General features: G+C 58.4%; 25 protein-coding genes. 15 read left to right on the top strand and 10 right to left on the bottom strand.

Features of this window, described 5'->3' with window-relative positions:
- The 8 genes from DU29_RS0127395 to DU29_RS0127360 form a co-directional block, all read left to right on the top strand.
- Positions 1-716, top strand: a 716-nt coding sequence (locus DU29_RS0127395; protein ID WP_028624563.1) for a GNAT family N-acetyltransferase, incomplete at its 5' end; no start/stop codon positions are given.
- Positions 688-1,488: a ChbG/HpnK family deacetylase gene (locus tag DU29_RS0127390; RefSeq protein ID WP_028624562.1), complete on the top strand. Its 801-nt coding sequence runs from the start codon at positions 688-690 to the stop codon at positions 1,486-1,488. The genes DU29_RS0127395 and DU29_RS0127390, both read left to right, overlap by 29 nt.
- A gap of 104 nt (positions 1,489-1,592) precedes the next feature.
- Positions 1,593-2,285: a hypothetical protein gene (locus tag DU29_RS0127385; protein ID WP_028624561.1), complete on the top strand. Its 693-nt coding sequence runs from the start codon at positions 1,593-1,595 to the stop codon at positions 2,283-2,285.
- Between the two features lie 283 nt (positions 2,286-2,568).
- Positions 2,569-4,569, top strand: a complete 2,001-nt coding sequence (locus DU29_RS0127380; RefSeq protein ID WP_028624560.1) for a type VI secretion system Vgr family protein — start codon at positions 2,569-2,571, stop codon at positions 4,567-4,569.
- Positions 4,566-5,432 (top strand): DUF4123 domain-containing protein, encoded by an 867-nt coding sequence (locus DU29_RS0127375; protein ID WP_028624559.1) that lies wholly within the window; start codon positions 4,566-4,568, stop codon positions 5,430-5,432. Before DU29_RS0127380 ends, DU29_RS0127375 begins: the two co-directional genes overlap by 4 nt.
- On the top strand, positions 5,429-9,025 hold the full coding sequence (locus DU29_RS0127370) for a toxin VasX (RefSeq protein WP_028624558.1): 3,597 nt from the start codon (positions 5,429-5,431) through the stop codon (positions 9,023-9,025). The genes DU29_RS0127375 and DU29_RS0127370 overlap by 4 nt, the downstream gene beginning before the upstream one ends.
- Positions 9,009-10,139 (top strand): hypothetical protein, encoded by a 1,131-nt coding sequence (locus tag DU29_RS0127365; RefSeq protein ID WP_081832555.1) that lies wholly within the window; start codon positions 9,009-9,011, stop codon positions 10,137-10,139. The genes DU29_RS0127370 and DU29_RS0127365 overlap by 17 nt, the downstream gene beginning before the upstream one ends.
- Before the next feature lie 285 nt (positions 10,140-10,424).
- Positions 10,425-11,384: an EamA family transporter gene (locus tag DU29_RS0127360; RefSeq protein WP_028624556.1), complete on the top strand. Its 960-nt coding sequence runs from the start codon at positions 10,425-10,427 to the stop codon at positions 11,382-11,384.
- A 174-nt stretch (positions 11,385-11,558) separates the two neighbouring features.
- Here the strand turns inward: DU29_RS0127360 and DU29_RS0127355 are convergent, their stop codons facing one another.
- From DU29_RS0127355 to DU29_RS0127340, 4 genes are all read right to left on the bottom strand, one after another.
- Positions 11,559-12,488, bottom strand: coding sequence for a FecR family protein (locus DU29_RS0127355; protein WP_033051032.1), 930 nt, complete (start codon positions 12,486-12,488; stop codon positions 11,559-11,561).
- A gap of 17 nt (positions 12,489-12,505) precedes the next feature.
- Positions 12,506-13,051, bottom strand: a complete 546-nt coding sequence (locus DU29_RS0127350) for a sigma-70 family RNA polymerase sigma factor (RefSeq protein ID WP_028624554.1) — start codon at positions 13,049-13,051, stop codon at positions 12,506-12,508.
- A gap of 122 nt (positions 13,052-13,173) precedes the next feature.
- Positions 13,174-13,743, bottom strand: a complete 570-nt coding sequence (locus DU29_RS0127345) for a YceI family protein (RefSeq protein WP_028624553.1) — start codon at positions 13,741-13,743, stop codon at positions 13,174-13,176.
- Between the two features lie 97 nt (positions 13,744-13,840).
- Positions 13,841-15,199 (bottom strand): MATE family efflux transporter, encoded by a 1,359-nt coding sequence (locus DU29_RS0127340; protein ID WP_028624552.1) that lies wholly within the window; start codon positions 15,197-15,199, stop codon positions 13,841-13,843.
- A gap of 439 nt (positions 15,200-15,638) precedes the next feature.
- Between DU29_RS0127340 and DU29_RS0127335 the strand changes: the two genes are divergently transcribed.
- Positions 15,639-15,914 carry a hypothetical protein gene (locus DU29_RS0127335; protein WP_028624551.1) on the top strand — a complete coding sequence of 92 codons (276 nt, stop codon included), beginning with the start codon at positions 15,639-15,641 and terminating at the stop codon, positions 15,912-15,914.
- 153 nt (positions 15,915-16,067) lie between these two features.
- Here DU29_RS0127335 and DU29_RS0127330 read toward each other — a convergent pair whose 3' ends face one another.
- Positions 16,068-16,379 carry a cupin gene (locus DU29_RS0127330; protein ID WP_028624550.1) on the bottom strand — a complete coding sequence of 104 codons (312 nt, stop codon included), beginning with the start codon at positions 16,377-16,379 and terminating at the stop codon, positions 16,068-16,070.
- Positions 16,380-16,565: 186 nt separating this feature from the next.
- A complete protein-coding gene (locus tag DU29_RS0127325; RefSeq protein ID WP_028624549.1) occupies positions 16,566-17,576 on the bottom strand; it encodes a zinc-dependent alcohol dehydrogenase family protein in 1,011 nt (336 codons plus the stop codon).
- Positions 17,577-17,734: 158 nt separating this feature from the next.
- Here DU29_RS0127325 and DU29_RS0127320 point away from each other — a divergent pair, with 158 nt between their 5' ends.
- Positions 17,735-18,649 (top strand): LysR family transcriptional regulator, encoded by a 915-nt coding sequence (locus DU29_RS0127320; protein WP_028624548.1) that lies wholly within the window; start codon positions 17,735-17,737, stop codon positions 18,647-18,649.
- Positions 18,650-18,741: 92 nt separating this feature from the next.
- Here the strand turns inward: DU29_RS0127320 and DU29_RS1000000133045 are convergent, their stop codons facing one another.
- The gene (locus tag DU29_RS1000000133045) at positions 18,742-18,906 is read right to left on the bottom strand and encodes a hypothetical protein (RefSeq protein WP_152635598.1); all 165 of its coding nucleotides are present in this window, start codon (positions 18,904-18,906) and stop codon (positions 18,742-18,744) included.
- 213 nt (positions 18,907-19,119) lie between these two features.
- Between DU29_RS1000000133045 and DU29_RS0127310 the strand changes: the two genes are divergently transcribed.
- From DU29_RS0127310 to msrA, 3 genes are all read left to right on the top strand, one after another.
- Entirely contained in the window at positions 19,120-19,902 is a 783-nt protein-coding gene (locus DU29_RS0127310) for a nuclease-related domain-containing protein (protein ID WP_028624547.1), read from the top strand.
- 548 nt (positions 19,903-20,450) lie between these two features.
- Positions 20,451-20,699 carry a hypothetical protein gene (locus DU29_RS0127300; protein WP_033051031.1) on the top strand — a complete coding sequence of 83 codons (249 nt, stop codon included), beginning with the start codon at positions 20,451-20,453 and terminating at the stop codon, positions 20,697-20,699.
- Positions 20,700-21,011: 312 nt separating this feature from the next.
- Positions 21,012-21,518: a peptide-methionine (S)-S-oxide reductase MsrA gene (msrA, locus tag DU29_RS0127295; RefSeq protein WP_028624544.1), complete on the top strand. Its 507-nt coding sequence runs from the start codon at positions 21,012-21,014 to the stop codon at positions 21,516-21,518.
- Between the two features lie 87 nt (positions 21,519-21,605).
- Here msrA and DU29_RS0127290 read toward each other — a convergent pair whose 3' ends face one another.
- On the bottom strand, positions 21,606-22,616 hold the full coding sequence (locus DU29_RS0127290) for a saccharopine dehydrogenase (RefSeq protein ID WP_028624543.1): 1,011 nt from the start codon (positions 22,614-22,616) through the stop codon (positions 21,606-21,608).
- Between the two features lie 112 nt (positions 22,617-22,728).
- Between DU29_RS0127290 and DU29_RS0127285 the strand changes: the two genes are divergently transcribed.
- Positions 22,729-23,340: a TetR/AcrR family transcriptional regulator gene (locus DU29_RS0127285; RefSeq protein WP_236645665.1), complete on the top strand. Its 612-nt coding sequence runs from the start codon at positions 22,729-22,731 to the stop codon at positions 23,338-23,340.
- Positions 23,341-23,376: 36 nt separating this feature from the next.
- On the opposite strand, the gene DU29_RS0127280 is transcribed toward DU29_RS0127285, so the two are convergent.
- On the bottom strand, positions 23,377-23,835 hold the full coding sequence (locus tag DU29_RS0127280) for a metallophosphoesterase family protein (protein ID WP_028624541.1): 459 nt from the start codon (positions 23,833-23,835) through the stop codon (positions 23,377-23,379).
- Positions 23,836-23,868: 33 nt separating this feature from the next.
- Positions 23,869-24,294: a winged helix-turn-helix transcriptional regulator gene (locus DU29_RS0127275; RefSeq protein WP_028624540.1), complete on the bottom strand. Its 426-nt coding sequence runs from the start codon at positions 24,292-24,294 to the stop codon at positions 23,869-23,871.
- 112 nt (positions 24,295-24,406) lie between these two features.
- On the opposite strand from DU29_RS0127275, the gene DU29_RS0127270 reads away from it, so the two are divergent.
- Positions 24,407-24,852 (top strand): MFS transporter (locus tag DU29_RS0127270; protein WP_028624539.1); only part of this gene is annotated, 446 nt, incomplete at its 3' end.

Here is a 24,852-nt window from a genome sequence, read left to right as displayed (position 1 = left end):
CTGATCGCCAGGAAGTGTCCGGTGACCCGCGTTACAAATTGCGGCGGGCGCGCAAGCGGATCGCGGCCTGCGGCGCTGAAGTTCGCCGTATCACGCCTGACGCGTCGAGCATGGGGCCGTTGCTGCAGGCCATCTGCGAAGTCGAAGCGGTCAGCTGGAAAGGCGATGAAGGCGTGGGGATTTTCTCCGATGATCGTCACCGCCAGTGGATGGATAGGGCCTTCACCGCGCTCGCCGCGCAAGGTCTGGTACGCGTGGTGGTGCTGGAACTGGACGGCCGTTGCATCAGCTATCGACTGGGTTTGCTGGAACAGGGTCGGCTGTACGATTACAACCTGGCGTTCCTGCCGCAACACGCCGATCTGGGCAGTGGTCGGGTGCTGCTGGAAGAATGGATTCGCTGGGGGCTGGACGACAACTGGCGCTGGATCGATGCGTCGCGGGTCAGTCTGGAAAACTCCAGCCATCAGTTGCATGAACGCATGAGCGGCCAGCTTGAGCATTGGCGCTGGAGTTTTTATTCGTGGCGACCCAGCGGCCTGGCACTCGGATTTGCCCTGCGCAGCTGGCAGCGATGCAAACCCTGGCTGCAAAAATCGCGTGCCAGACGGGCAACAGCGGCACCAGCGGTACCCGTTCCGCACGCCAAAGTGGCCGCCACCATCGAACCTCAACGGGAGAGCGAACATGCCGCGCCAAGTCATAGTCAACGCTGATGACTTCGGTCTCAGCCCGTGCGAGAACGCGGTGATTCTGGGTGCGTTTCAAGCCGGGGTGATCAGTTCTGCCACGGCGATGGCCAACATGCCCGCATTCGAAGCAGCCTGCGCCATGGCTCGCCACCCGTTGCTTGAAGGTCGTGTCGGGCTGCATTTCAACCTCACTTATGGCCGGCCTTTAAGCCAAAGCATTCTCGCCCGTGCAAATTTCTGCGACAGCGCCGGAGTCTTCGACCTGAACCTGCCGCGTCACCGTTTGCGGCTCAATCGTCAGGACCGCGATGCCGTGCTGGAAGAACTCGAAGCGCAATGGCAACGCTGCCTCGACAACGGCGTGCGACCCAGCCATCTGGATTCCCATCAGCACGTGCACAACATTTGGCCGATCGGTGAAATCGTCGCGCGTTTCGCTGCGCGTCAGGGCGTTGCCGTGCGGCTGGCGCGCAACGTAGGGCAAAACCTTAATCTGCCTAAACGGGTTTTCAAGGAACTGCTCAACCGGCGTTTGCGCAGCCTGGCGGGCACCACGGCGGATTACGTCTGCACGCCTGTCGGCTTGCGCGACGGTGAAGTGCCAACCGATGGCGTGCTGGAAATTGTCGCGCACCCGACCCAGCTGGGCGCTGATTTCGGCGACGCTTACCTGTCGCCGAAAGAATCGCTCAAAGCTCTGCTGATGCAGCGTCTGCCGGGCGTTCCACGTGTTTGCTATGGCGTCCTCGGCGCGGCGGCGGAGGGCCGTGCGGCGTCACTGGAAAGGTCTACATAAATTGCAACATATTCAAAGCTGGCGCTTTGATATGAGTCCCACCGCGTGATCTATACCCAACAAGAATGTCCCACCACACCTTGGCTCCGGCTTTGGAGAGCGTCATGAAAGTCATCGACAAGCTTCGCGAACAAATCAAACAAAAAGGCCTGAGCCGCATGTTTCGCGCGCTGTGGAGGCGCTATGTATTTTTTCATTGGGAGTTGCTCTGGATGGAGCGCGACCTCGTCAGCCCGGTTGCGCCGCACAAGTTACGCCCTTATCCGCCCGTACGAATGGCGGTGATTACCCCGCACAACACCAGCGCGTTCGCCAAACACTTCGGCGACCGCGTCGGCACCATGGCCGAACTCGCCGCCGACGGGCATACCGGGCACATGTACCTGGACGAGGAAGGCAATGCCATCGGGTTCATCTGGGCCAGCACCCGCGACTACCATGACCGCCACTATTACGGCTGCTGGTTCCCGGTCAAACCTGGCGAGTTTTTTGAGTTCGGCGGCGAAATGATCCGCGCCTTTTTCGGCACCAGTCTGTCGGTGGACGTGCAGGTCGCCCTATGGGAAACCATGGCCGCCAAAGGCTGCAACAAGGTGGTGGATGTGGTCGAAACCCATAACATTCCGGCAATGAAACTGCACATCCGCATGGGTTATCAGGAACAGGGCCGCGTGACTCACGTGTACGGTCTGTTCGGCTTGTGGAAATTCTATCGGGAGACTCGTTACACCGGCTCGCGCCTCGACCCGCTGCGCAAACCGGACCGGCCGGTCGTAACAGGGGCGGCAAGTGCGTGAAGTGTGGTTGAGAAACGCTTGATTGGCGTCGCCCCGCTTCCAACGTCGCGACGGCTGATTCAACAAGAGCAGGCTTGGCCTTGAAACTTGTTATTCAACAAGCCTGCTCACCCGCTACACCGCGCTCTGTCAGCCATTTCCTACTTTTTACGGGCGTGCTTCGCGTCTGAACGCGCGCAGCGCAGTTAGGGATGTGCCCTACACCAACTTATGAAATGTCCTACTTCGCTCGTCTGCGGCTCCACGTATTTTTCGTATCCTCAATTGACACAAGGATATGTGGATGTTCACTGCCGGCCCCCACACCGCATTCAGGCTTCAGATCCAGGATTTCCCCTCTGACTTTCAGGTGTTCAAGTTTTGCGCCACGGAAGCGCTGAACGAACCGTATGAAGTGAAACTCGAGCTGGTCAGCGAGCGGGCGGACCTTGACCTTGAAGACCTGATGAATCGCTCGGCTTTTCTCACGATCGGTGCCGACGGTGCCGGCTTCCACGGGCAGATCCATCAGGTTGCGCAAGGCGATTCAGGCAAGCGGCTGACGTGGTATCAGATAATCCTGGTGCCACATCTCGCCTATCTGGCGCATTGTCATAACCAGCGGATATTTCAGCACCTGAGCGTGCCGCAGATCATCGCCAAAGTGCTGACAGCCCATGGCCTGCAGTCCGACGCCTGGCGTTTCCAGCTGAGTGGCGAATACAGACCTCGCCTCTACTGCGTCCAGTACGAGACTGGCCTGCACTTCATCCAGCGGCTGTGTGAAGAAGAAGGGTTGCATTTTCATTTCCAGCACAGCGCCTCTGCGCATGTACTGGTCTTCGGTGACGATCAGACCGGCTTCGCGAAACCGGGCAGCGCGACCGCATACAAGCCAGGCACTGGCCTGGTCGCCGAAGCACCGGTCATCGACCGTTTCAAACTGCGTCTGGTAACCCGCCCGACTCATGTCAGCCGTCGTGATTACGATTTCGAGAAACCTCAGTTGCAACTCGACAGCGAGAGCAAAACCGCGCTGCAGCCGCATCTTGAGGACTACGCCTTCCCAGGCCGGTTTACCCACCGCGACCAGGGTAGACGCCTGGCCAATCAGGCACTGCAAAGTCACCGCGCCGACTACCAGCAAGCGGACGGCCGCAGCGATCAAAGCGCATTGCACAGCGGTTATTTCCTCGATATGAGCGAACACCCACGGGCCGAGCGCAACGGTCTCTGGTTGGTGACTGAAGTCCGGCATATCGGGATTCAGCCTCAAGTGCTCGAGGAGTCGATGGTGGACTGCGATCCGCAGGAAGATTTCAGTCAGGGTTACCGCAACCATTTCGTCGCGACGCCTTGGGACGTCATCTTCCGACCGGCGCTCAAACATCCCAAGCCGCGGATAACGGGCCAGCAGCCGGCAATCGTGACCGGTCCGCCCGGCAAAGAGATCCATTGCGATCGTTACGGCCGGGTGAAAATCCAGCTGGCCTGGGACCGCGACGGCGAGCACAACGAACACTCGAGTTGCTGGCTGCGAGTTGCGACAGGCTGGGCTCATGACCGTTATGGCAGCGTGCAGATTCCGCGCGTCGGCATGGAAGTGCTGGTGGGTTTTACCGAAGGTGATCCCGACAAACCGTACGTCATCGCTTGTTTGCCTAACGCATTGACTCCGGTGCCATTGGACCTCCCGGCCGAACACACACGCAGTATTTTTCGCAGTCAGAGCAGCCCGGGCGGCGGCGGTTACAACGAGCTGCGCATCGAAGACAGAAAAGGCGCCGAGGAAATTGCCCTGCGCGCCCAGCGCGATTTCGTCCAGCTCGTTCTCAACGATGAGCGTCTCCAGGTCGACAACCAGCGCACGGTGGTGGTCGGCGGCATCGCCAGTCACGACTTGCGCGGTGAAGAGCGCCGTGTGACCCATGGCAATCGTCTGACCGAGCTCAAACAGGATGAACACCTGACTGTTCATGGCACCTGCCACGTGCAGACAGGTAACCACCTGCTCAATGCGGCCGAGCGCATTCACCTCGCCGCCGGGGAAAAGATCGTCATCGACGGTGGCAGCCACCTCACACTCATGGCGGGCGGTCAGTGGTTGACGCTGGGTCCGGAAGGCATTTTCAGCAGCGTAGCGATTCAACTGGGTGGCTTACCGGCAGCGATTGGCCCGGCCGAACCGCTGGTGCCCGGAGCTTTGCCGCTTTTGAAAGTGAGCGTCAATGCGGCACAACAGCGCCGCGCACTGATGTTTTCCCGCAGCTCGCGCTGCCTCATCTGCGAGGCAGCCCAGGCATGAAGCTTTCATTCGCCTTGCCGGCAGACCTGCCGTGGTCCCGGCACCACGCCTGCCTGTTATTCGACGGCACGGCTGTGCCCGATTTACCAACTCGTCTGAAGCAACTCAGCGCCAGTGTGAACACCGTTGCGCTGTACGACAGCTCGCTGTTCAAAACGCTGCGGGATATCTCGCCGCTGCTGGTGGCCATTCAGGGCGTCGATGATCCTGTTTTTCAGTTTTATCTGGAACAGGCAGAAGAAGAGTGGGCCGTTTTGTTATTCAGCCATTCTCCTGCGCTGGGGGTCGCGCAACATTTACGCAAGTTGCTGACGGTAGCATTGCCGGAAGGTCAGCAAGTCGCCCTGCGGCTGGCGGATGCCGCCGTGGCAAACGCTCTGTTTGCCAGCGCTGACCAGTGCTTGTTCGGGCCGCTGTCCTGCGTGGTGGTAGCCGATTGCGTCAACGCCACCTGGCATCGCCATCAACCTCGCCAACCGCAACCTCCAGAACTGCCGACGCCGTATCGGCTGAGCCATGAATTGAACGCCGCGCTGGACGATGTGGACCACCGCCGGGTTCTGCTGGACCTCGATGCTCATTTGCTCAAGCACTTTCCAGAACGCCACCTCGGCGCTGGCATTGCCCAGCGTTGGCCAAGGCTGCAACAGCTGCAAGTGCAGGCCAGCACCTTGGGGCTGAGCAGCCAGTCCGAGCTTTTTTACTACGCCAACCTGATGACCTGGCTCAACACCTCCACGCTCAAAGAACATCCGGATATCGCCCGATTGCTCCACTCACCGTCACTTCAACCATTGGGTGAGCGTATTGCGCTGGCCGCCAACCTGGCCGAGCGCAAAGCCAACACAGGAGGTCACCCATGACCCATCCCGCCAATCTCGACGCGGCCGCTGCGTCCAAAATTTCCATCGGTTCGGTCGGTGCCTGTCCCTTGCGGCAAACTCACGTACAGCTACTGCCGTTGCGGTATGGCCTGGTGGAGAAACTGCTCGATCCAGGTGCAGAGCTGAAGCTGCCCTATTCGCTGACGGCGCGACCGCTGGGCATCCGTCTACTGCGCGATGGCTGGTTGTATGTGATCGATAGCCTGACCGGTCACCTGCATGAATATCGGGTGCTCAACGGGTTGGTCAGCGCTCTGCTGCATAAAGGCGCGAGCGTCGACAGCGGTGTGCGCGCACCGATCGAAGAAAATCCCGCGCTGGTGTTTTCGCGGGGCAGCACCCTGCATGTGACATTCGCTGAAGTGCAATGGACGGCCGCCAAATGCAAGCAGGTGCTCGACCACCGCGAAGAACGCGAGCACTTCATGCAACCCGTCGAGCTCGGCGAGGTGGATTGCGAAACCGGCGGCACCCATTTGCTGACAGTCGAGCAAGGACGACAGTGGCTGGCGGAAGTAGCGACGGGGGTAGATGGTGTTTCGCCTGCCACGCAATCGGGCATCGTGCAGGTCAGCGATGCTCCCGCGCACGAACGTGAGCCTTATCTATGGGAGCAACCGCCACGCTTTCGCCAAGCGCATATCGGTGAATTGCTCGGTCAGGTACGCGGGCCTTATCAGGACGACACGCTGTTTGTGCTGATCCATGATGATCTCGGCGTGCTACGAGATCTGGCCGAGTATCAGGACGCCGTGGTCGGCTGGGTTGAGGAATGGAGCAATACCGACCACAACGAACGCGACTATCTGCTGGCGTGTTACATCGAGTCCCTGAGTCAGCTCAGCGTCGAGGATGTTGCGGCGCTGTCAAAGGTGGAGCAAAACCCGGCGACACAGGCGTTGTTTACTGACCTTGAGCAGCTGCCGGAACCGGATCGCGAACAGACCCGCCAGGCCTTGGTCGATTACCTGAACAAGGGCGGCAACGTTGTGCCTGTGGATACTCCCGTAACGCCTGAGCTGGAAAAATCACGCGGCGACGCTGTCCACTCTGCTCGCGAACTGAACCGGTTCGACAGCATCACTCCCGATTTCACCGCTGAGAGCCGCGCCGTCGAAGACGCTGACCGACGTTACTACACACGCGAGCATTTCAAGCCTGCGCCGAATGCCTTCGTCGAGCGCCATTTACAGACGATGATCAACCTTGGGCAAACGCAGAACCGGCATCTCGATAACCAGCTTGAAGGCTCATGGTTGAGCGGCAAACGCGGGATCAACGACTTCATCGATCGTCCGGCCATGGACGCTGTGCTCTGGCAGCATCGCGACGACCTCACGCGCTGGAATCGCCTGCTCGATCGCATCACCGCCGACCGCACGCTGTTGGTGTGTGACGGGCGTTACCATCGCGCGGCCTGGTACTACGACGGGCAGGATCCATTGCAATTGGGTCAGGCTTTCAGCGCCGAATATGCCTGCCTCAAGGATATTTGCCGCAGCGACGTGGCCAGCGAGGCCTTGCTCGGTTATCTGGAAGAACATCCGGAAATGACCCGGCCGCTGTTCTACACCCTGCCCCTGCAACTACAGCCGCAGCTGATTGCGCAATACACGGTGGTCTCCAATGCGGGCATGGGTGTGGTCAATAACGTGCAGCCTTTGCTGCAGAACCTGAAAGGAATCGAGCAAGCGCATCTCCCCGCCCTCGATGAGTTGCCCGAGCACACCCGCACGTTGGCCGACGCGGCCCAGCACAGCCTGAGCCCGGCATTGAACCTGGGCATGAGCCGCGCGCTGGAAGCGTTCAATCTGACCGGCGAGAAAATTCCGGACCTTGATGAACTGTTCCGGCGCCTGCCCAAAGCCCTGCCAGCCCGGATACTGGATGCGGCGAGAACCAGCGGCGTGACGTTTACCGTCGCCAGCCCGGCGGAACACGCCGCGTTGCAATCGACCATCAAGGAAATTCTGCTCGAGCGCGAGTATTTGAGCGAGCTGACCCGCGAGCGAAACCAGATCACCCACAATAAAAATCGTCAGGGCCACAAGACGGCTCGGGCCGTGGAGTTGCAGGCCGAAATCGTTCGCGTGCGGGCTGAGCTCAAGTATCAGGAAAGCCGCTTGGCGGGGGCGCTGAGCCCGATTGAAGAATTGCCGGATCAGTCGGTGCGCCTGCGCGGCGCGACACCGGCCAGGGCGGGTGTTACCGCGGTTTTTCCACCGCAGCAGCAGATGGAAGTGCGCAGTTTGCTGAAGGATATTCGGCTGGGCGTCCGGTCGGTGCCGAATGCGAAGTTGATTAGAAGCGAGGGGATGGGGTTGTTGGTGTTTTTGGTGCAGGGGGTGAATTTGGTGGGGGCTTATCGAGAGCTGACGAGGCAGGCCAAAAACAAGCGATCGTGGACCCCTCTTTTTAATGCGCTAACGGCTACAGGTGCTGCCGGATTCACTGCGGCTCAGAGCTTGGCGGACACTGCACTGCAAGCGCGCAGTGCTGCGCTGGTGGCGGGGCTGCAGCATCACGCATTGCAGGATGTGCATGTGCGGATGGGGAAGTTGCATATTGGACTGGGAGGGTTTGCATACGTTTTTGGACTGGCTTCTTCAACGACAGGCCTCAGTATCAGCCAAGGAAATTGGCAGCAAGCAACACGCAGTGGCAACGTATCTGCGCAAATGAGTGCAGCGCTTGCAACGACTGGCGCAGGCGGCATGGTAGGTATCAATGCGTATGGCCTTGGCCATACCGCTCTCGCGACGTTTGAGGTGCTTACGGCCAACAGTAGCGCGGCACGAACAGCGGCCTGGGCTGCCGCCGGCACCCGACTCTCAACAATTTTTTTCCGCTTCAATCTCGCGGGAGCCCTCTTCACCGTATTGGAGTTCGTCGGATCCTGGCTTTTCAGCTACTACAACATCAATGCCCATGAGAAGTGGTTGAAAACCACGCCTTGGGGCTCTGGCGCCGACGGTCCGGGAGATCATTCACTCGAAGATTACCAGCGCTATCTGACCTACCTGCTTCACGCTCCTTACGCTCAACTTGGCGCAAATGAGCATGACTCATTGCTCAAAAAACTTTTGTTAAAAGCCAAAATCAGCGACATCCACCTGGTTATTCCCGGGCTTAACCTGAGTCACTTTCAGCCCCCCTTGGACGGTCAGCCCAGCCATCGACTCGGCATCGGTGCCCATCGCATTTCTGTCACCTTCCACGGTGGCGGCGCGCGACGCGAAGCCAAGGAAGCCGTCAGCAATGAAGTCACCGCCAGCTTGCGTTTGGTCCAATCAGCATCCAAACACCTTGTGCTGTGCCTGCAATTCCCCTCAGATCCTCTGAATCCCGACGCCCAGTTCCCACCCACAATCGAAACACTGGAATTGGTCGTGTGCATACAGACCTTGAACAGCAGCGGAGCGTGGATCTCACAAAATTACATGATTCATTTGAAACCTCGCAAAGAGGGACATTTCCCGGCACTGCCTCCTGACAAAAACACTCAATACCCACCTTTGCTGCTCGTTGAACCTCATTTGTTGGAGATAGCCGCCCATGCCGAACACCCTTGATAGCGCACTGGCAACACCGCACCTCGAGCAGCGCCGGCACGCGGGAGACATTGAGCCTTTCCCCGGTGGGAAAATCACCTACCTTTCGCCATTGCCCCTGCCGACACCATTGCCTCCCCACGGCTCTCATATTGGAGAGCTGAATGATGTGCACATGGACTTCGGGTTGGGGTCGCCCCAGATTTTTTCTTGGCAGGTGATTCTGGGCCTTCCGTTCAGCGGCGCTTTCACAATCGCATTTCTGTACCCGTTAATTGGTGGTCTGCTGTTTTTTTTCTTCGGAATGACTTGGGATGATGTCTCACACGCTATAAACGGACTATTCCATGAAGGCTACGGGGTGGCCCTATTTACAGGCTTCTCAACACTGCTCATCGGAATCGGCACCTGGCACCACGTCCACAAAAAACGCCTTCGAATCATCCCCACCCGCTTCAACCGCCAGCGCCGCGAAGTCTGCTTCATGGCCGATGGCGAGACCGAGCCGCTGTTCGTCCCTTGGGAATCCCTCTCCGCTTGGGTCATCGAAGCACAAGGCGCCACCCAGTACGGCATCCATCGCCAATACGGCATGGGCCTGGGTTTTCAGCACGGCGAAACCCTCACCAGCCTGGAATTCCCCTGCGCCAGCCTGCCCCTTGCCATTAGTCATTGGGAAGCAATTCGCGGCTACATGGAATACGAAGTCAACGACCTCAAATCCATTCAGGACTTGCAGGATCTGCAAGGCCCCGACGATCCGCCACACGAAGGCCTGCACACCTTCCGCAACGCCCGCGCGCGCATGCATCAGCAAATTCGCGACGGTCAGCGCAGCCGGCTCTCGGGATTTTTCTGGTACCTGTACCACGTCATGACGCTCTGGACGATTCCCAATTACCTGACCGAATGGGAAATCCGCCGTCTGGCAAAAATGGGTCAACGCGCCCTGCCTGAGTCGATGCGTGAGTGGTCGCAGCCGTTACCGAAAGATCAATGGGTGAAGCCAAGTGAAGCGCTTATCAAAATGAGTGAGCAGGTTCGCACCCTGCACAAACGTCAGCCACGCCGCCCGATCACCGAAATCTTTGCCGAGGTGCAGCGTTTGAATTCGGCCGCTCAGCGTCGCGCATGAATGGCGAACCTCAGGCAAATTTGCATACCAAAAACGTTTGGGCGAGCTTGCTCACGAAAACTTTTCGCGATGTGGCCGAAGTCGTCACAACTAAGGTCGTACGATCTCTGCATAACAATTCCGAGCCAAGCAATCAGTCACTCGCCCAGCATTCTAAAGGCTTAAAAGACCAATCACCCTTGCCCACCCAATCCAAATCCGGTAAAACTCGACAGGTTGTACGACGACATAATAAAAACACGAAGCCATCCTGGAAGATGGCACGCACCCTTTTGAGAACCTGCCATGACCCGCCCCGCCCTCGCTGCATCCACCCCAACGCTTTTTCCCCGCCACATCGCCGTGATCATTTTGTTGTGCATGGGCTGTGCTTTCGCCGGCAACCATGTGGCCGCCCGGGTCGCCTTCGATGACGGCGCCGGGGTGTTGCTGGCGATTCTAATGCGCTCCGGTGGGACGTTGCTGGTGCTCGCCGCGCTGGTGCTGTGGCAGCGACAAAGTCTGCGTTTGCCGGCCGGTGCGTGGCGTTGGCAATTGCTGTTGGGTTTGTTGATCACCGCGCAAAGCCTGTGTCTTTACTCCGCCGTCGCGCGGGTGCCGGTTGCATTGGCGTTGCTGGTGGCCAACGTTTTCCCGATCTTGTTGGCGCTGCTCACTTGGGCGCTGGGCGGAGCACGGCCGACGGCGCGCACGGCGGCATTGATGGGGTTGATTCTGGTGGGGCTGGTGTTTGTGCTCGACGTGCCCGGGCGCCTGTCCGCCAACGCCAGTGTTGGTCCGCAATGGCTGCTCGGCGTCGGCCTCGCGTTTTGCGCCGCCACTGTATTCGCCTGCGCGCTGTGGATTACCGATCACAAGTTGTCTCAGGTGCGCGGTTCGGTGCGCAGCCTGCTGACCATTTTTATCGTCTTCAGCAGCGTCAATCTCGCGGGTTTGACCGGCGCACTTCCCGGCGGCCTGAACCTGCCTGCGACGTCGACCGGTTGGCTGGCCCTCGCGACGTTGGTGGTGCTGTATGGGACGGGGTTCATCGTGCTGTTCATTTCCGTGCCACGTCTGGACATGCCGCGCAACGCGCCGGTGATGAACATCGAACCGCTGGCAACATTGCTGATGGGCTGGATTGTGCTGGATCAGATGCTGAGCGCGGGCCAGGTGTTGGGCGGCGTGATTGTCGTGACGGGCATTGTGCTGCTGACGTACCGCAAGGAAACACCTAAGGTCGAAGCGAAAGCCGCGGCTTGATCGACGAGGTCGTTCAAGCAACCGTGGCACCTGCGTCCTACACCAATCACCTGTAGGAGTGAGCCTGCTCGCGATGAGGCCCGCACATCCGACATCATTGTCGCCCGTGAAATAGCCATCGCGAGCAGGCTCACTCCTACAGTGTCCAACATCGATCGCCACTGAAGGCGCAGGTCAGCGCGGTTTGACCACAACCAGCAGATCCGTGAAATGCTCAATGCGGATCGGCAGGTTATCCGCCAGTGTCGCCAGCGCGGCATCGGTATCGTCGAGGCGGAATACGCCGGAGACCCTTAACGCCTGTAACGATTGTTTGTCAAACCGCACCAGGCCATGACGGTAGCTGGCTAACGCCTGCAGCACTTCGCTAAGTGGTTGGTCGTCGACTTTCAGCAAGCCGCGTGTCCAGGCATCAGGGTCAGCGTTGGCGATGGCGTGCGGTGTTTGCACCTTGCCCTCTTTCATTACAATTTGCTCGCCGGCCTTGACGTTCGCCACGTCGAATCCATTGGGTTTGGCGGCAACGACCGATTCGAGCACGCTGACCACCGTTGAGCCATCCGCTTCGCGTTTCACCATGTACCGCGTGCCAAGCGCCGTCGCGGTGCCTTGGTCGGTGCGCACCACAAACGGACGCTTGGCATCCTTGGCTACCTCCACCCACAACTCGCCGGAGAGCAACTCAATCACCCGTTGCTGCCCGTCGAATTTCACATCCAGCGCTGAATGGCTATTAAGTTGAAGATGGCTGCCGTCCGACAACATCACCTCGCGCCGCTCACCCACGCCGGTGCGCTGATCGGCCATCCAGATTGGCAGGTTGTCGACCCCGACCCAGCCACACACCAGCACACCGATCAGCGCTAACGCCCGAGCGCCACGACTTGCGGCGGATCGACCCGGTCGCGCTAAAGCCTGTTTCAACGCAACCCGCGCAGGCGCGGCCGGCAGTTCATCGAGGCTGGCCCATAAGCCACGCATGCGTTCAACGGCAAGCGCATGCCGTGGATCGGCTGCGCACCAGGCATCGAATATTGCTCGGTCGGTGTTGCTGGCAGAGTCGTCATGCAGCAGTGTCAGCCAGCGCGCGGCCTCGTTAATCATCTGCTCGGAAGGTGGTGTCACGATGGCTGATCCGCCCCGTACAAAGTGTTGTAACAATGCACCAGTGCCGCCGAGACGTAGTTTTTCACCGTGCTGGCCGATACCTTCAATTCCAGCGCGATCTCGCTGTACGTCAGCCCATCGAGCCGACTCAGCAGGAACGCCTCTCGGTTCTTGGTTGGCAATCCTGCGAGCATCACGGCGATTTTTTCCAGTGCCTCAAGCGCGACGTGAATCGCTTCGGGGTCCGGCATGCCGGCATCACTTGCCTGAATAGCCAGCGCCTCGAGATACGCCTGCTCGATCCGCCGACGCCGGGCGCCATCGATCAACAGTCGCCCGGCCATGGTCGCCAGAAACGCCCGGGGTTCCTTGATGGTGTGCGGATCGGTCAATGTCAGCACCCGGATAAATGCGTCTTGCGCCAGATCAGCCGCCCGTTGCGAACAGCCGAGTTTCTTCCGCAGCCAGCCATGCAACCAGGAGTGGTGATCGCTGTAGAGCTGGGTGAATGTCCGGTGACGGCTCGCCAGATCGTCATCAGCCACGGAAAAGTCGCGCATACGAAAAAATTTCTCAAATAAGAAAGATTACCAGTAGCGACAACGATGACAGCAAATCTGCGGCAGAGCAAGCCACCAACGGGGGCGAATTTTCAGAAGAGGCTCAGATTTTGCGATCGACGTCAGTGCTCCGGCGCCACCATGCGGAACCTGATATTGATCTCACTGGAAACAAAGCTGTCCGCCCATTCGCCCTCGCCCAGTTTGAAGTCGGCGCGCCTGAGGATCAGCTCGCCATCGAAGATGCCGATGGCGTCCTCGGACTTCAGCACCACCGGCACCTCCACCGCGCGCGTAATGCCGCGCAATGACAGCGTGCCGCTGATCAAATAGCGATCATCGCCCAGCGCTTTTACAGCAGTCGACTGGAAGGTCGCGCGCGGATAAGCCGCCGTGTCGAACCAGGCAGGTTTTTTCAATTCGTCATTGGCGTCGGTGCTGCCGGCATCGATACTGCCCAGGTCGATGACCAATCCCGCGTGGGAGACGGCAGGATTCTGTGTGTCGAAAGTCAGCGTGCCGCGAAAGGTGGCAAAGGTGCCATACACCCGCGAGCCCATCTGGTAATAGGTGAAACTGATGGTGCTGGCGGTGTCGTTGACCTCGGTGTACTCGCGCGCTTGGGCGCACGGCAACGCTCCGATCAACAGGGCTGCAACCCCTGCGGCAGAACGCAGGAATCGATGGTTCATGGGTTTCTCCGATAACGCGGTAACAAGACTTAAGCAAAGATTCGCCGTGGGCGCGAATCCCGCTAGCGCTGACCCAGAAACCCGGTAACCCGTCCCGCTACACCAGACGCTGGATTTTCTGATGTTTCCACACCAACTTGTAATACAGCGTCTGCAACACCAGCATGCCCAGATACGCCACCGGGAACGCCATCCACACGCCTTGCAACCCGAAGTGCCCGTCCAGCACATAGGCCACCGGCAGTTGCACCCCGACCACGCAAAAAATCGAAATAGCCATCGGTACCAGCACATTGCCGCTGGCGCGCATGATGCCGCCGATGATCGCCTGGAAGCCAAACACCAACAGACTCCAGAGCATGATGTGCAACAGGTGCTCAGCCTTCGCCCGCGTCAAGTCATCGGTCAAGAACAGGCCCAACAACCAGTGCGACAGTAGGTAACCCAACACCACCAGGCCACCGGTCAGGCACACGTTGATGAGCAGACCCGTGCGTAGAATCGGCCCGATCCGCTCGACCCGCGCCGCACCAATCGCCTGTGCGCCGAGGATCGAGGCGGTGATTGCAATCGACAGCGCCGGGAACTGCACGTAATTGACGATCTGCGTCACCGCACCATACGCCGCCGTCGCCTGTGAACCGTGCTGATTGACCAGCGCCAGGATCACCAGCTCCGAGACTGACAGCACCACCATCTGCAACCCGGTCGGCAAACCGATGCGCAACACCTTGCCGAGAATTACCCGGTCCAGGCGCATCGCCGCAAACATCTCACGGTCCGGCGCCAACGGATGCCCGCGCCGAATCAGTCGCCACGACAACCAGCCCATCGCCGACAGATTGCCCACCAACCCCGCATACGCCGCGCTCTGAATCCCCATCATCGGCAGCCCCAGCCAACCGCGAATCAACGCCGGCGTCAGCGCCAGCCCGATACACGTCGACACCACCAGCGCCACCAACGGCGACACCGTATCGCTCACCCCGCGCAGCAGCTGCGTAAACAGCACGTACACCAACAGCGACGGCATGATCCACATCATCACGTGGGCATACGCAACAGCGTCGTCCAGCACGTCCGCCGGCGTGCCCAAACCCTGCAACGCTGGCCGCGCAAACACGCTGCCCAGCACCGCCGCTGTCAGGCCAATGATTGCGCCCAAGAGCAACGTCGTACCGGCAATGGCTTTGACCAGATGCGGTTCGCGCGCGCCCCAGGCCTGACCGATTAATACCCCCGCCCCGGCGCCGAGGCCGATCACCAGCGCGATGAAAAAGAACACGATGGGGAACATGCCCGACACGGCGGCCAGCGCCTGTGTGCCCAGCATTTGGCCGATGTAAATGCTGTTGATGGTGCCCGACATGGATTGCAGAAAATTGGAGAGAACCATGGGCGCAAGGAAAAGCAGGTAGGTTTTCCAGAGGTGGTGATCGGTGGTCGGGGTTTGCATTGGTTGAAGATCCGGCTCGACTGCGGGGTACGGTTTCAAGGATAGCGTCAGCGGCGATGAACACGGTGAAATGATGGATCAGGGTGTGTCCGGTGTTTTTGCGCGACAGGGAGTAGACGTCGTAGGACCGCTATAAAGTTCCTACGCAAAGCTCGGAATCGCTCACCTTGTCGGGGGATGCGATGAGGCTTATAGTCCGGTCCGTCGTCCGGATGGACGATTCGGGTTTGGCGACCTGATCACAGAGAATGCGAAGGCTCCAGGCTTTGTTGCAGGGGTCGTCGCACCCGCAAAGCCGCTGTCATGGCGGCTGTGCGCGGGAGACCTTCGGGTCTGCCGGTTTTCTCTGTTGCCGGTTCGCCAACCTGCGCACAGCTGCCACCCAATCGTTTGGCGACGACTGAGTGACGGCGTTAGCCAATCAAACAGAGATCTTCATATGAATCGATACATGCCCCTCACCGGAATCGACCTGATCCCGGCCTCCCTGCTCATCGACACCCAATCCCCACTCGACGTCCTGCAAGCCATGGCCGATCACCGCATTCGCTCGGTCACGCAAGTACTGGAAAACATCGCCTACCGCGCCGAACTGGGTTGCGACACGGTGGTACTGACCGACTTTTCTCAGCTGCTGGTCATTCCGCTGCGCGATGGCTGTGATTTGATGGATGTGATTGGCCGGCGTCTGCGGGCGCAGGTTGCGGGTGAGTGATAAAAACGGGCGCTGAAGTGCGCCCGCTTTTTTGGTTAAGACCATCGATGTTGCGAACTATGGGCTTACTCCAGGTCCGCTTGTCTCCAATACCCGTATTGATCCTGAACGGACTGGCGGAGCACTGGCAACGATGAGCAAAAGCCTGGGCAATCAAACGCTGCCTTCTCGTTCGATGACCAGAATCCGCGCTTCTCCACGAGGATGCGCAACATGTTCACATCCAACCCCTGCGAAAAACACGTCGCCAACCACCAATGTCACGACGCGTTCGATGCCTGACTCGCGATAATGCATATCTACCGTGCCGTCGAGGACTGCGAATACCTCCTCACCATCATTGATATGCCACTTGTATGGCTGATCGGTCCAATGGAGGCGGACGGTGGTTCCATCCATGTTAGCGATGTGTTCAGCACCCCAAGCGCGAGTGGCGGTGAAATCCTTGCTACGAATAACTCTCATTGATCGTGGGTCTCGAGAAGGTAGTGATTTGCTCCAATTTATCAGAACCGTTGGCCGCCCACTGCTGACCGAAAAGAATGCCTGGATTTGAACGACCTCCAGGCCTAAGCAGTAAATGGCTATAAATGTATTGTCCTTACGCCAAGGGGATGTTTATCAAGCGGATGGCCACAACGGCAGTCGGCCTCAGGAAACCTTGATAACCACTTTGCCAAACGCCCCACGCGCCAGATGTTGGTAGGCCTGGTGCGCCTCTTCGAATGAGTAGGTCTGATCAATCACCGGCCGAATGGCATGCTGGTTCAGAAAGTCATTCATGCGGTCGAACGACGAACGAGGAGCCACCGCGATGCCGCGAAGGGTTGTCTGCCGGAATATCAGCGGCATCAGGCTGAGCGTGGTGGTCTGCCCGGTCAGGAAGCCGATCTGGGCAATACGACCCGCAGCCTTGGTTGATGCGATGGACTGGTTGAGGCCCTCTCCGCCCGCAACGTCCAGCAGAAGGTCTACGCCCTTGCCGTCGGTGAGTTTCAGAACTTCTTCTTCCCAGCGTGGGAAGGTTCGATAGTTGATGCCGGCAACGGCCCCGAGCTTCTTCACCGCATCCAGATTTTCGTCACTGCTGGAGGTGACGATCACCTTGGCTCCCAGAGCGGTCGCCAGTTGCACGGCGAAGATCGAGACACCGCCCGTGCCCTGCACGAGCACGGTTTGGCCTGGCTGGATCTGGCCGTAATCCACCAACGAGTACCAGGCTGTCAGCGCAGCTATCGGCAGGGTCGAGGCTTCTTCGTCAGACATGTTGTCCGGTGCACGAACTGCGCTTTCTTCGTGGATGATCATGTATTCGGCCAGGCCACCTGGAAGCGGCATGCCGAAGCAGTAGGCGGGCTCGTTGGGGCCCGGCTCACCGTCAATCCAGCGCGAATACAGATGCGAGTTGACGCGGTCGCCCACCTTGAAGCGGTTGACGCCTTCGCCTACGGCAACAACAGTGCCCGCAGCGTCGCTGACCGGGATCAAATTTTTGGGCACCAAGTGCGGTTCGTAAATGCCATCGACGATGGCCTTGTCGCGAAAATTAAGTGAAACGGCACCGACCTTCACCAGCAACTCGCCGGCTTTAGGCTCGGGGGTGGCACTGTTGCCAAGTATCAGGTTGTCGAGACCAAAATCTTTCAAAAGCCACGCTTTCATCTGTCTATCTCCAGTTGGGGTAGAAAACCTTCTGGCGACATTGTTCAGCAGTGGCAGTGTTCGATAAATGCGCAGCCCGGCACAGGATTGTTATGCTCACAGGCAACAATTAACTTTTTTCCGGCTTTGAAACCGAACAGATCGATAGGTGAGCGAGGATGGAACTGCTCCAGACAATGCAGGTGTTCGCCCGGTTAGCCGAGCTGGGGAGCTTCACTAAAACGGCGGATGCCATGCAGATAGGACGCCCCCAAGTGACTCGGGCGATCCAGGAACTGGAGACCTCGCTGGATGTGAGGCTATTCCAGCGAACCACCCGCAAGGTGCGGCTCACGGCTGAAGGCGAGCGATTTTATGAGCGAGTGAAAGAGATACTCGGCAATGTCGCCGAGGCCACGTCGATGTTCGGACAATCCGGCAGCACCCTGCGTGGGCGGCTAAGGGTCGACATCCCGACTGCATTCGCCCAGCCAGGGCTGATAGCGAGTCTGCGTGATTTTACCGTCCTTTATCCGGAGATAGACCTGTCCCTGGGGGTTACAGACAGAACCGTCGATTTGGTGGCGGAGGGAGTGGACTGCGTATTACGCATCGGCGAGCTGCCCAGTTCGAGCCTGGTCGCCCGGCGCATCGGCCAAGCCACCATGGTCACCTGCGCCTCCCCAAGGTATCTCCAGGAACAGGGTGAACCCCAGACGTTGAGCGATCTAAGCGCGCACCGAGGAGTCACCTTTCTCTCTGGCCAGAACAACCGTTCGCTGCCTTGGCAGTTTCTCGATGGCGCCAGCGACCAAACGTATATCAGTCGCCACGGCATTACCGTTAACGAGTCCAACGCCTACGTGGAATGTGGCGTTGCCGGATTCGGCATTTTACAGGCCCCGGGAATTACCCTCGACCGTTACCTTGCAGACGGGTCCTTGGTCGAAGTGCTGCGGGCCTATCGACCTCGCCCTCGTCCCGTTTCAGTGCTGTACCCCAGCCGATCTCACTTGGCACCGCAAGTCGATGTCTTCGTCGAGTGGATGCGCGAGCGATTCCCGATTCTTTATGGACGCTGGCTGGAACAGTAATTGAGCGGCTTTCGCCTAGAAGCAGCAAGCAGCGGCTGCTGACATCAGCCAGCGCCGCCAGACGGCAGTCTCCAGATCAGGTTACTGCCTGCTCAAGCCTGCTCGTCTTGCTTGTCTTGCTTGTCATCGTCATCTTTGAGTGCGGGCTTCATACCAGGCTGTGGCGTGTGCTCGGCATTCGGCGCGATTTCTTCGCCGTGGTTCTTTTTCTCTTGTTGTACTTTTTTGTCGTGGGCAACATTACGTGGGTCGGTCATGGGGATTCCTTGATTTGGCAGATGATTCGAACCCATCGACGCGATGCGCTGCATGTGAGCGTCGGGGTAAAACTTGGAGTCAAGGTCGGTCTCAAGCGTTCATTACTTCTCGACCTGCAACGAATTCTGTCGGTAGCGAAGACTGGAGTCAGGCGATAGGTACTTCACTACAATCGAATCACAGCCACCCTCCACACCGCAAAGGATCGCAATGTGAACACCACCCTCCTCCTTCAACCCATGTTCGACATGCTGAAATGGCTGCTCCCATTGATGCTGTTCATGTCTTTACTAAAAACCCGCCTGGTCAAAGGCTGGTTCGGCGAACAGCTAGTCCGTCTATCCACGCACTTCCTGTTGAACCGTCGCACCTACCAACGCCTGCATGACGTGACACTCCATACCTTGGACGGCACGACGCAAATCGATCATGTGTTTGTTTCGCCCTTCGGCATTTTTGTGCTGGAGACGAAGAACATGAGCGGGTGGATTTTCGGCGGTGAAAAGCAGGCGCAGTGGACGCAGCAGTTTCCTCGAAAGCGTTTCCAGTTTCAGAACCCCATCCACCAAAACTACAAGCATGTGAAGACGCTGCAAAGAGTACTGGGCGTCGGGCCGGAGCATGTGCACTCGGTCATCACGTTCGTGGGCGGCAGCACGTTCAAAACGCCGATGCCGGCGAGCGTCACTCAAGGTGGGGGACTGGTGCGGTACATCAAATCCTTCGAGCAGCCGGTTTTCACCGACGCGCAGGTGATGTCCATGCTGGAAATTTTGAAGGCAGGTCGCTTGGTTCCGACGTTCGCGACGCGACGTGAGCATGTGCAACGTCTCAAGCTGCGCGATGATCCTACGGCCGCTCGGCTCTGCCCACGCTGTGGCAATGCACTGGTGGTGCGCACCTACAAAACCGGCAATAAAAGCGGCCAGCAATTTTGGGGCTGCAGCACATATCCTAGATGCCGGACGATGCAGCCGATTGCCGCTGATCGTTGAATCCTATTTTCGGGTGTCCAGGCCCCGGATTGTTCGCATGAAGCAACCTACTTACCGCTAGTGAATTCAACGGATGCTGCTTTGAAGATAGTGAAATCTACCCGCTTTGATGATGTCGACCACGATGCTGGATATGAGTATCGTGGTTTCAACTACGACATACAGAGCGACGAAGATGTTTTCCTTGTCCGAACTTACGACGACGAACCCGGGCGGGCAACGGTAATTAGTCCGAGTTCGATGTCTAAAAACGCCAATCTGAGGAAGCTTGTTGAATTCTTACGATCTGCGCTAGCAGTGTCCAGAATCCATCTCTTTAGGGGCGGATCGGGGTCTTACGCCGAGATCGATCTTGATAGCTTGGCATTCTGTAAATGACCACCTCTCCATGATGCCCGGCGCCCAGCAACTATCAGCGCATCACCCACGCCCATCCCAACGCATCAAAATAATTTGAACCGCTTTTGTACGCGCTCGCCTAATGATCAGCTTGTGGAGAATCGCACAGGCATTTTGCCAAGACCGGCATACTCCGAGAGGTGGTTAACGTGGCTAAAGACGACAAGAAAACCAAAGACGACGCTTCGAAAGCCAGCAAGGACTTGAAAGACAAAAAGTCCTCACCGGCAAAGAAATCAGCTGCGGCTTCGGCTCTTTCGAAATCTTCCGATAAGAAAGATAAGAAAAAGGATGCCGAACCAAAAAAATCTGCAAAAAAAGCTGATAGCAAGCCAGAAAAAGCCAAGAAATCAGAGAAGTCCGAAAAGGCAGATAAGCCTGCAAAAAAGAAAAAGTGATAGCTGCTGTCCGCTAGGGCTTTACGCCCTAGCTCTGCCAGCCTGTGATGCAATCGCTAGCCCGGCGGTGATCTGCTCGGGCGTATGAGCTTCACACCGCACTGTTATCCAGTCGTTTATTCTCAAGTAAAAAAATACAACCCAGTACCCCTCAAGCATGACCGCTTTGAGACATTTTTGGCTTTGCGGACCTGACAGCTATCGGTCGACTGCAGCTCACCTCAAGCTCCATTCCCGCCATTTGACTTGGAATCCGCCAACCCGCCTCCATAACATACCTACACCCAACATCCCGAAGAGGAAGCACCCACCATGACCAGTCAAACCGAAACTGCCATTCTCGCAGGCGGCTGCTTCTGGGGCATGCAGGACCTGCTGCGGCGCTACCCCGGTGTGCTGCATACACGCGTTGGTTACACCGGCGACGATTTGCCGAACGCCACGTACCGCAACCATGGCAATCACGCCGAAGCCATCGAGATCGTGTTCGACCCTGTCGTGATCAGCTACCGACAGATCCTTGAATTTTTCTTCCAGATCCACGATCCCAGCACACCCAATCGTCAGGGCAACGACCTCGGCGCCAGCTATCGGTCGGCGATCTATTACCTCAGTGAACAACAACGCGACATTGCCGAGGACACTGCCGCCGACGTCGACGCGTCAGGCCTGTGGCCCGGTCGTGTGGTGACTGAAATCGCACCGGCGGGAGCGTTCTGGGAAGCGGAGCCGGAGCATCAGGATTATCTGGAGCGCATTCCCAACGGCTACACCTGCCACTTCATTCGTCCGGACTGGAAGTTGCCGAAGCGTACCTGAGCGCGATTGATGGACTCCATTAGCCAAACGGAAAAATGAGAAAACCGGAAGTCTGTCTCAGACAGATCACCCGGTTTTGGCTGATGTCTACCCGAGCACTGGCAGCTCGCGCAGCTCGCCCCCTTCTTTGCCAAGGCGCTGCAGATACGCGGCGGCATCGAGCAGTTGATAAGGAAAGTACAGGCCTGCCGAAGTGGGTGGTTGACCATCCAGCCCGAGCAGTCGCTCAAGTAGCATGGCGACGCTGAGGCCGGTCAGCGCCGCAGCGCCTGCCGGGTGAACGACGGCATGACGCGTGTGCAACGGCGCCCCCTGCAAATCCTCGCCAGTGAGTTCGATGAGGATCTCGGTAGACATTGGCCGACCTTCGCGCCGGGAAGAGCTCACCCCAACGGCCAGATTGAACTGAACGTTGGGCGCACCCGTCGCAGCCGCCAAGCCAACGACATCGATGGACGAGAAACCATTGGCCTCCATCTTCGTACCATCGACCGCATGGAAGCTGACCTTGGCATCCTCCCCTTCTCGCCAGACGTACACGCCATCGCGCCGGGTCAAGGCGGCGGGGAGCATCTTGTTCAAGTGTTCGAAATCCGTGGCGACCGTTGGGCCTCCGCCGTCCTGCTCATCGACCAGTGCATTGATGGTGATGTCATGCAACCGGCCAAACGCCTTCGCAATATTCAGCGTCGAGACTGTCGTCGCGCCGACCATCCATTCATAACCCAGAACAATAGGCGCCGCATCGGGCGTATGGATGTGGGTGGCAATTTGCGGAGCGATTTCGAAAACCCCAGAGGAGATGCTGAGGTGAGGCACGCCGCGCTGTTGGGCGAAACGCAGTCCGGCCAGGGCATGATCCATGTAGAAAACCACGACGCCGCTGACCGAGCGATTGCCCAGGCCCAGGTCGTCTGCGCCAGGGTCAATGACCACGCCCTGCGCCCCGCCGATTTGCTCGGCGGCTTGCTGAGCTTTGGCCAGGTCGCGGCCACCGATCAGCAAAGGCACGTCGGGATGCGCGGCGCGCAGAGCCCGGGCCGTCTGGTGGCCGATCGCGCCAGAACCGCCCATTAACAGGATAGGATGAAGTGACATTGTGTATTCTCCTCGTTGTTTGGGTTGCAACCTACTCTTGGTAGACACCCTAACACGAGGATTGCAACTATCCCCTACCATTGGTAGGTTTTATTGTTCTGGAAGCGATGAAGTGCAAAAAGACACCGACAACTCCACTCCTCCCGCGGCCACGCGGCGCCTTGCGAAAGCCGACCGCAAACGACAATTGCTCGATACAGCCCTACTGATCGTGCGCGAAGAAGGCGCGGACCGACTCACCCTGGGACATCTGGCCGTCCGCGCGGGCGTGTCCAAACCGGTGGTTTACGATCATTTCGCCACTCGGTCGGCCTTGTTGATCGAGCTCTACAAGTGGATCGATACCGAGCGGGTCGATGCGTTCCGTGACGCCATGGCTAAAACCACCCTGGGTCTGGAAGAGACCGCACTGATTCTCGCCGACGCTTACATCCAGTGCGCGGCAAATCACACTGACGAGTTTCACGCGGTGGGCGCAGCTTTGGCAGGCAGCGAAGAAAAGTCGGCGGTTTTTCAGGAGTTATTGGATAACTGCGTGCAGATGTTCGTGACAGTGCTCAAACCTCAAGCCGCCCCGACAGTGTCGGCGGCCGAACTGGAAATACGCTGCATCGGCCTGATCGGCGCGGGCGAAGCACTTTCCGGCGCGTTGGTTCGGGGGCGGCATGACAAGGACCAGATGATTGCTTCTTTTGCGTCACTGATACGGGGTGCATTACGCTGATGTACTTGCTTTAAAGGCGTTGCCGCTACCCAGCGTTCAATTCAGAAGGTGCACCAATCGTGGTTCCAGAGAAGTTGCACTGACTTCCAGTATCGCCAACGTCACTGGCAGCTTGAAGCGCCGTCGCCCCGCGCTGCCAGGATTGAGATAAAGCACCTCATCGTGCCATTCCATGCTCGGCTTGTGGGAGTGACCGGTGATGACGAGTTTTGTAGCCGCATCAAGCTCGGCGGGCACATCGGCGATGTCATGCACCAGGAATGCCTGCCAACCGTTAATCTCGAAACAGGTCAGATCTGGCAGATGGTCGGCCCAGCTACTCTGCTGGTCGTTATTGCCGCGTACGACATGCAAAGGAGCAATGGACGCAAGTTGATCGAGAATCTCCGGGCTGCCAATGTCACCCGCGTGAACAATCAGCTCACAACCTTCCAGCGCAGTCAGCGCTTCAGGTCGCAGCAGGCCGTGGGTATCGGAAATTACGCCGACTTTCATGTTTGCTCCGAGAGGCGTCTTTCGTTCACTGTCTTAACCGTCTTCCAGGGTGCGTTCGGCGCTGGACGATTCGAGGACCGTTTGTACAACGGCCATATTAGCTTCCAGCTCGTCCAGTGCCTCCTGGTGATCCGCCCCCCAGCGGTAGAGCATTTCAACTGCTTGAGCGAACGTCTTGCCCAGCGGCGTTAGCTCGTATTCCACCTTGGGCGGCACGACACTGTGCACGTGGCGCGCGACCAATCCACGAGCCTCCACGTCGCGCAGCGTCTGCACCAGCATTTTTTTCGAGATGCCTGGCAATGCTCTCTGCAGTTGCCCGGTACGACAACGCCCGCCCGGCCAGCGATCAAGTGCGTGCAGCACCAGGCTGACCCACTTCACGGTAAACAAACCCATGACCCTGCGTGGGGCGCAACTGGCGTCAAACACCAACTGGGTGTCGTCAATTTTAGGCATTGCATGGTTACCAATGGGTGTCTATGTCCCCAAATAGTACCTAATTTCCAAAAAAGCTCCAGGTCTCTAGTATTCCCCATCGACTACGCAATTCAATTGAGAGGGACTGTTCATGCCTGCTGCCATTTGGGCACTGGCCATTGCCACCTTCGGCATTGGCACCACCGAGTTCGTCATCGCCGGCCTGTTGCCCGGGATTGCGGCCGAGTTCGACATTTCCTTTTCCGCTGCCGGTTACATGGCGACGAGCTATGCATTAGGGGTGTTTGTTGGCGCGCCATTACTGATCATTTTGGGCGCCCGCGTGCCGCAGAAAGCCATGTTGATATCACTGATGGGGTTCTTCATCGCCGGCAATTTGTTGACGGCCCTTTCGCCGACTTTCGCCTGGGCCTTGACCGGTCGAGTCCTTACATCGCTGACACACGGCGCCTTCATTGGGATCGGATCAATTCTGGCGTCGGAACTGGTGGCGCCCAACCGCCGTACCAGCGCCATTGCGTTCATGTTCAGCGGCCTGACGCTTGCCAACCTGATCGGTACACCGGCGGGTACCTG

It is taken from the genome of Pseudomonas sp. Ant30-3 (assembly GCF_000690905.1).
GTDB lineage: Bacteria > Pseudomonadota > Gammaproteobacteria > Pseudomonadales > Pseudomonadaceae > Aquipseudomonas.
The sequence above is the reverse complement of the archived record's forward strand: the minus strand, read 5'-3'. Positions and strand labels throughout refer to the sequence as shown.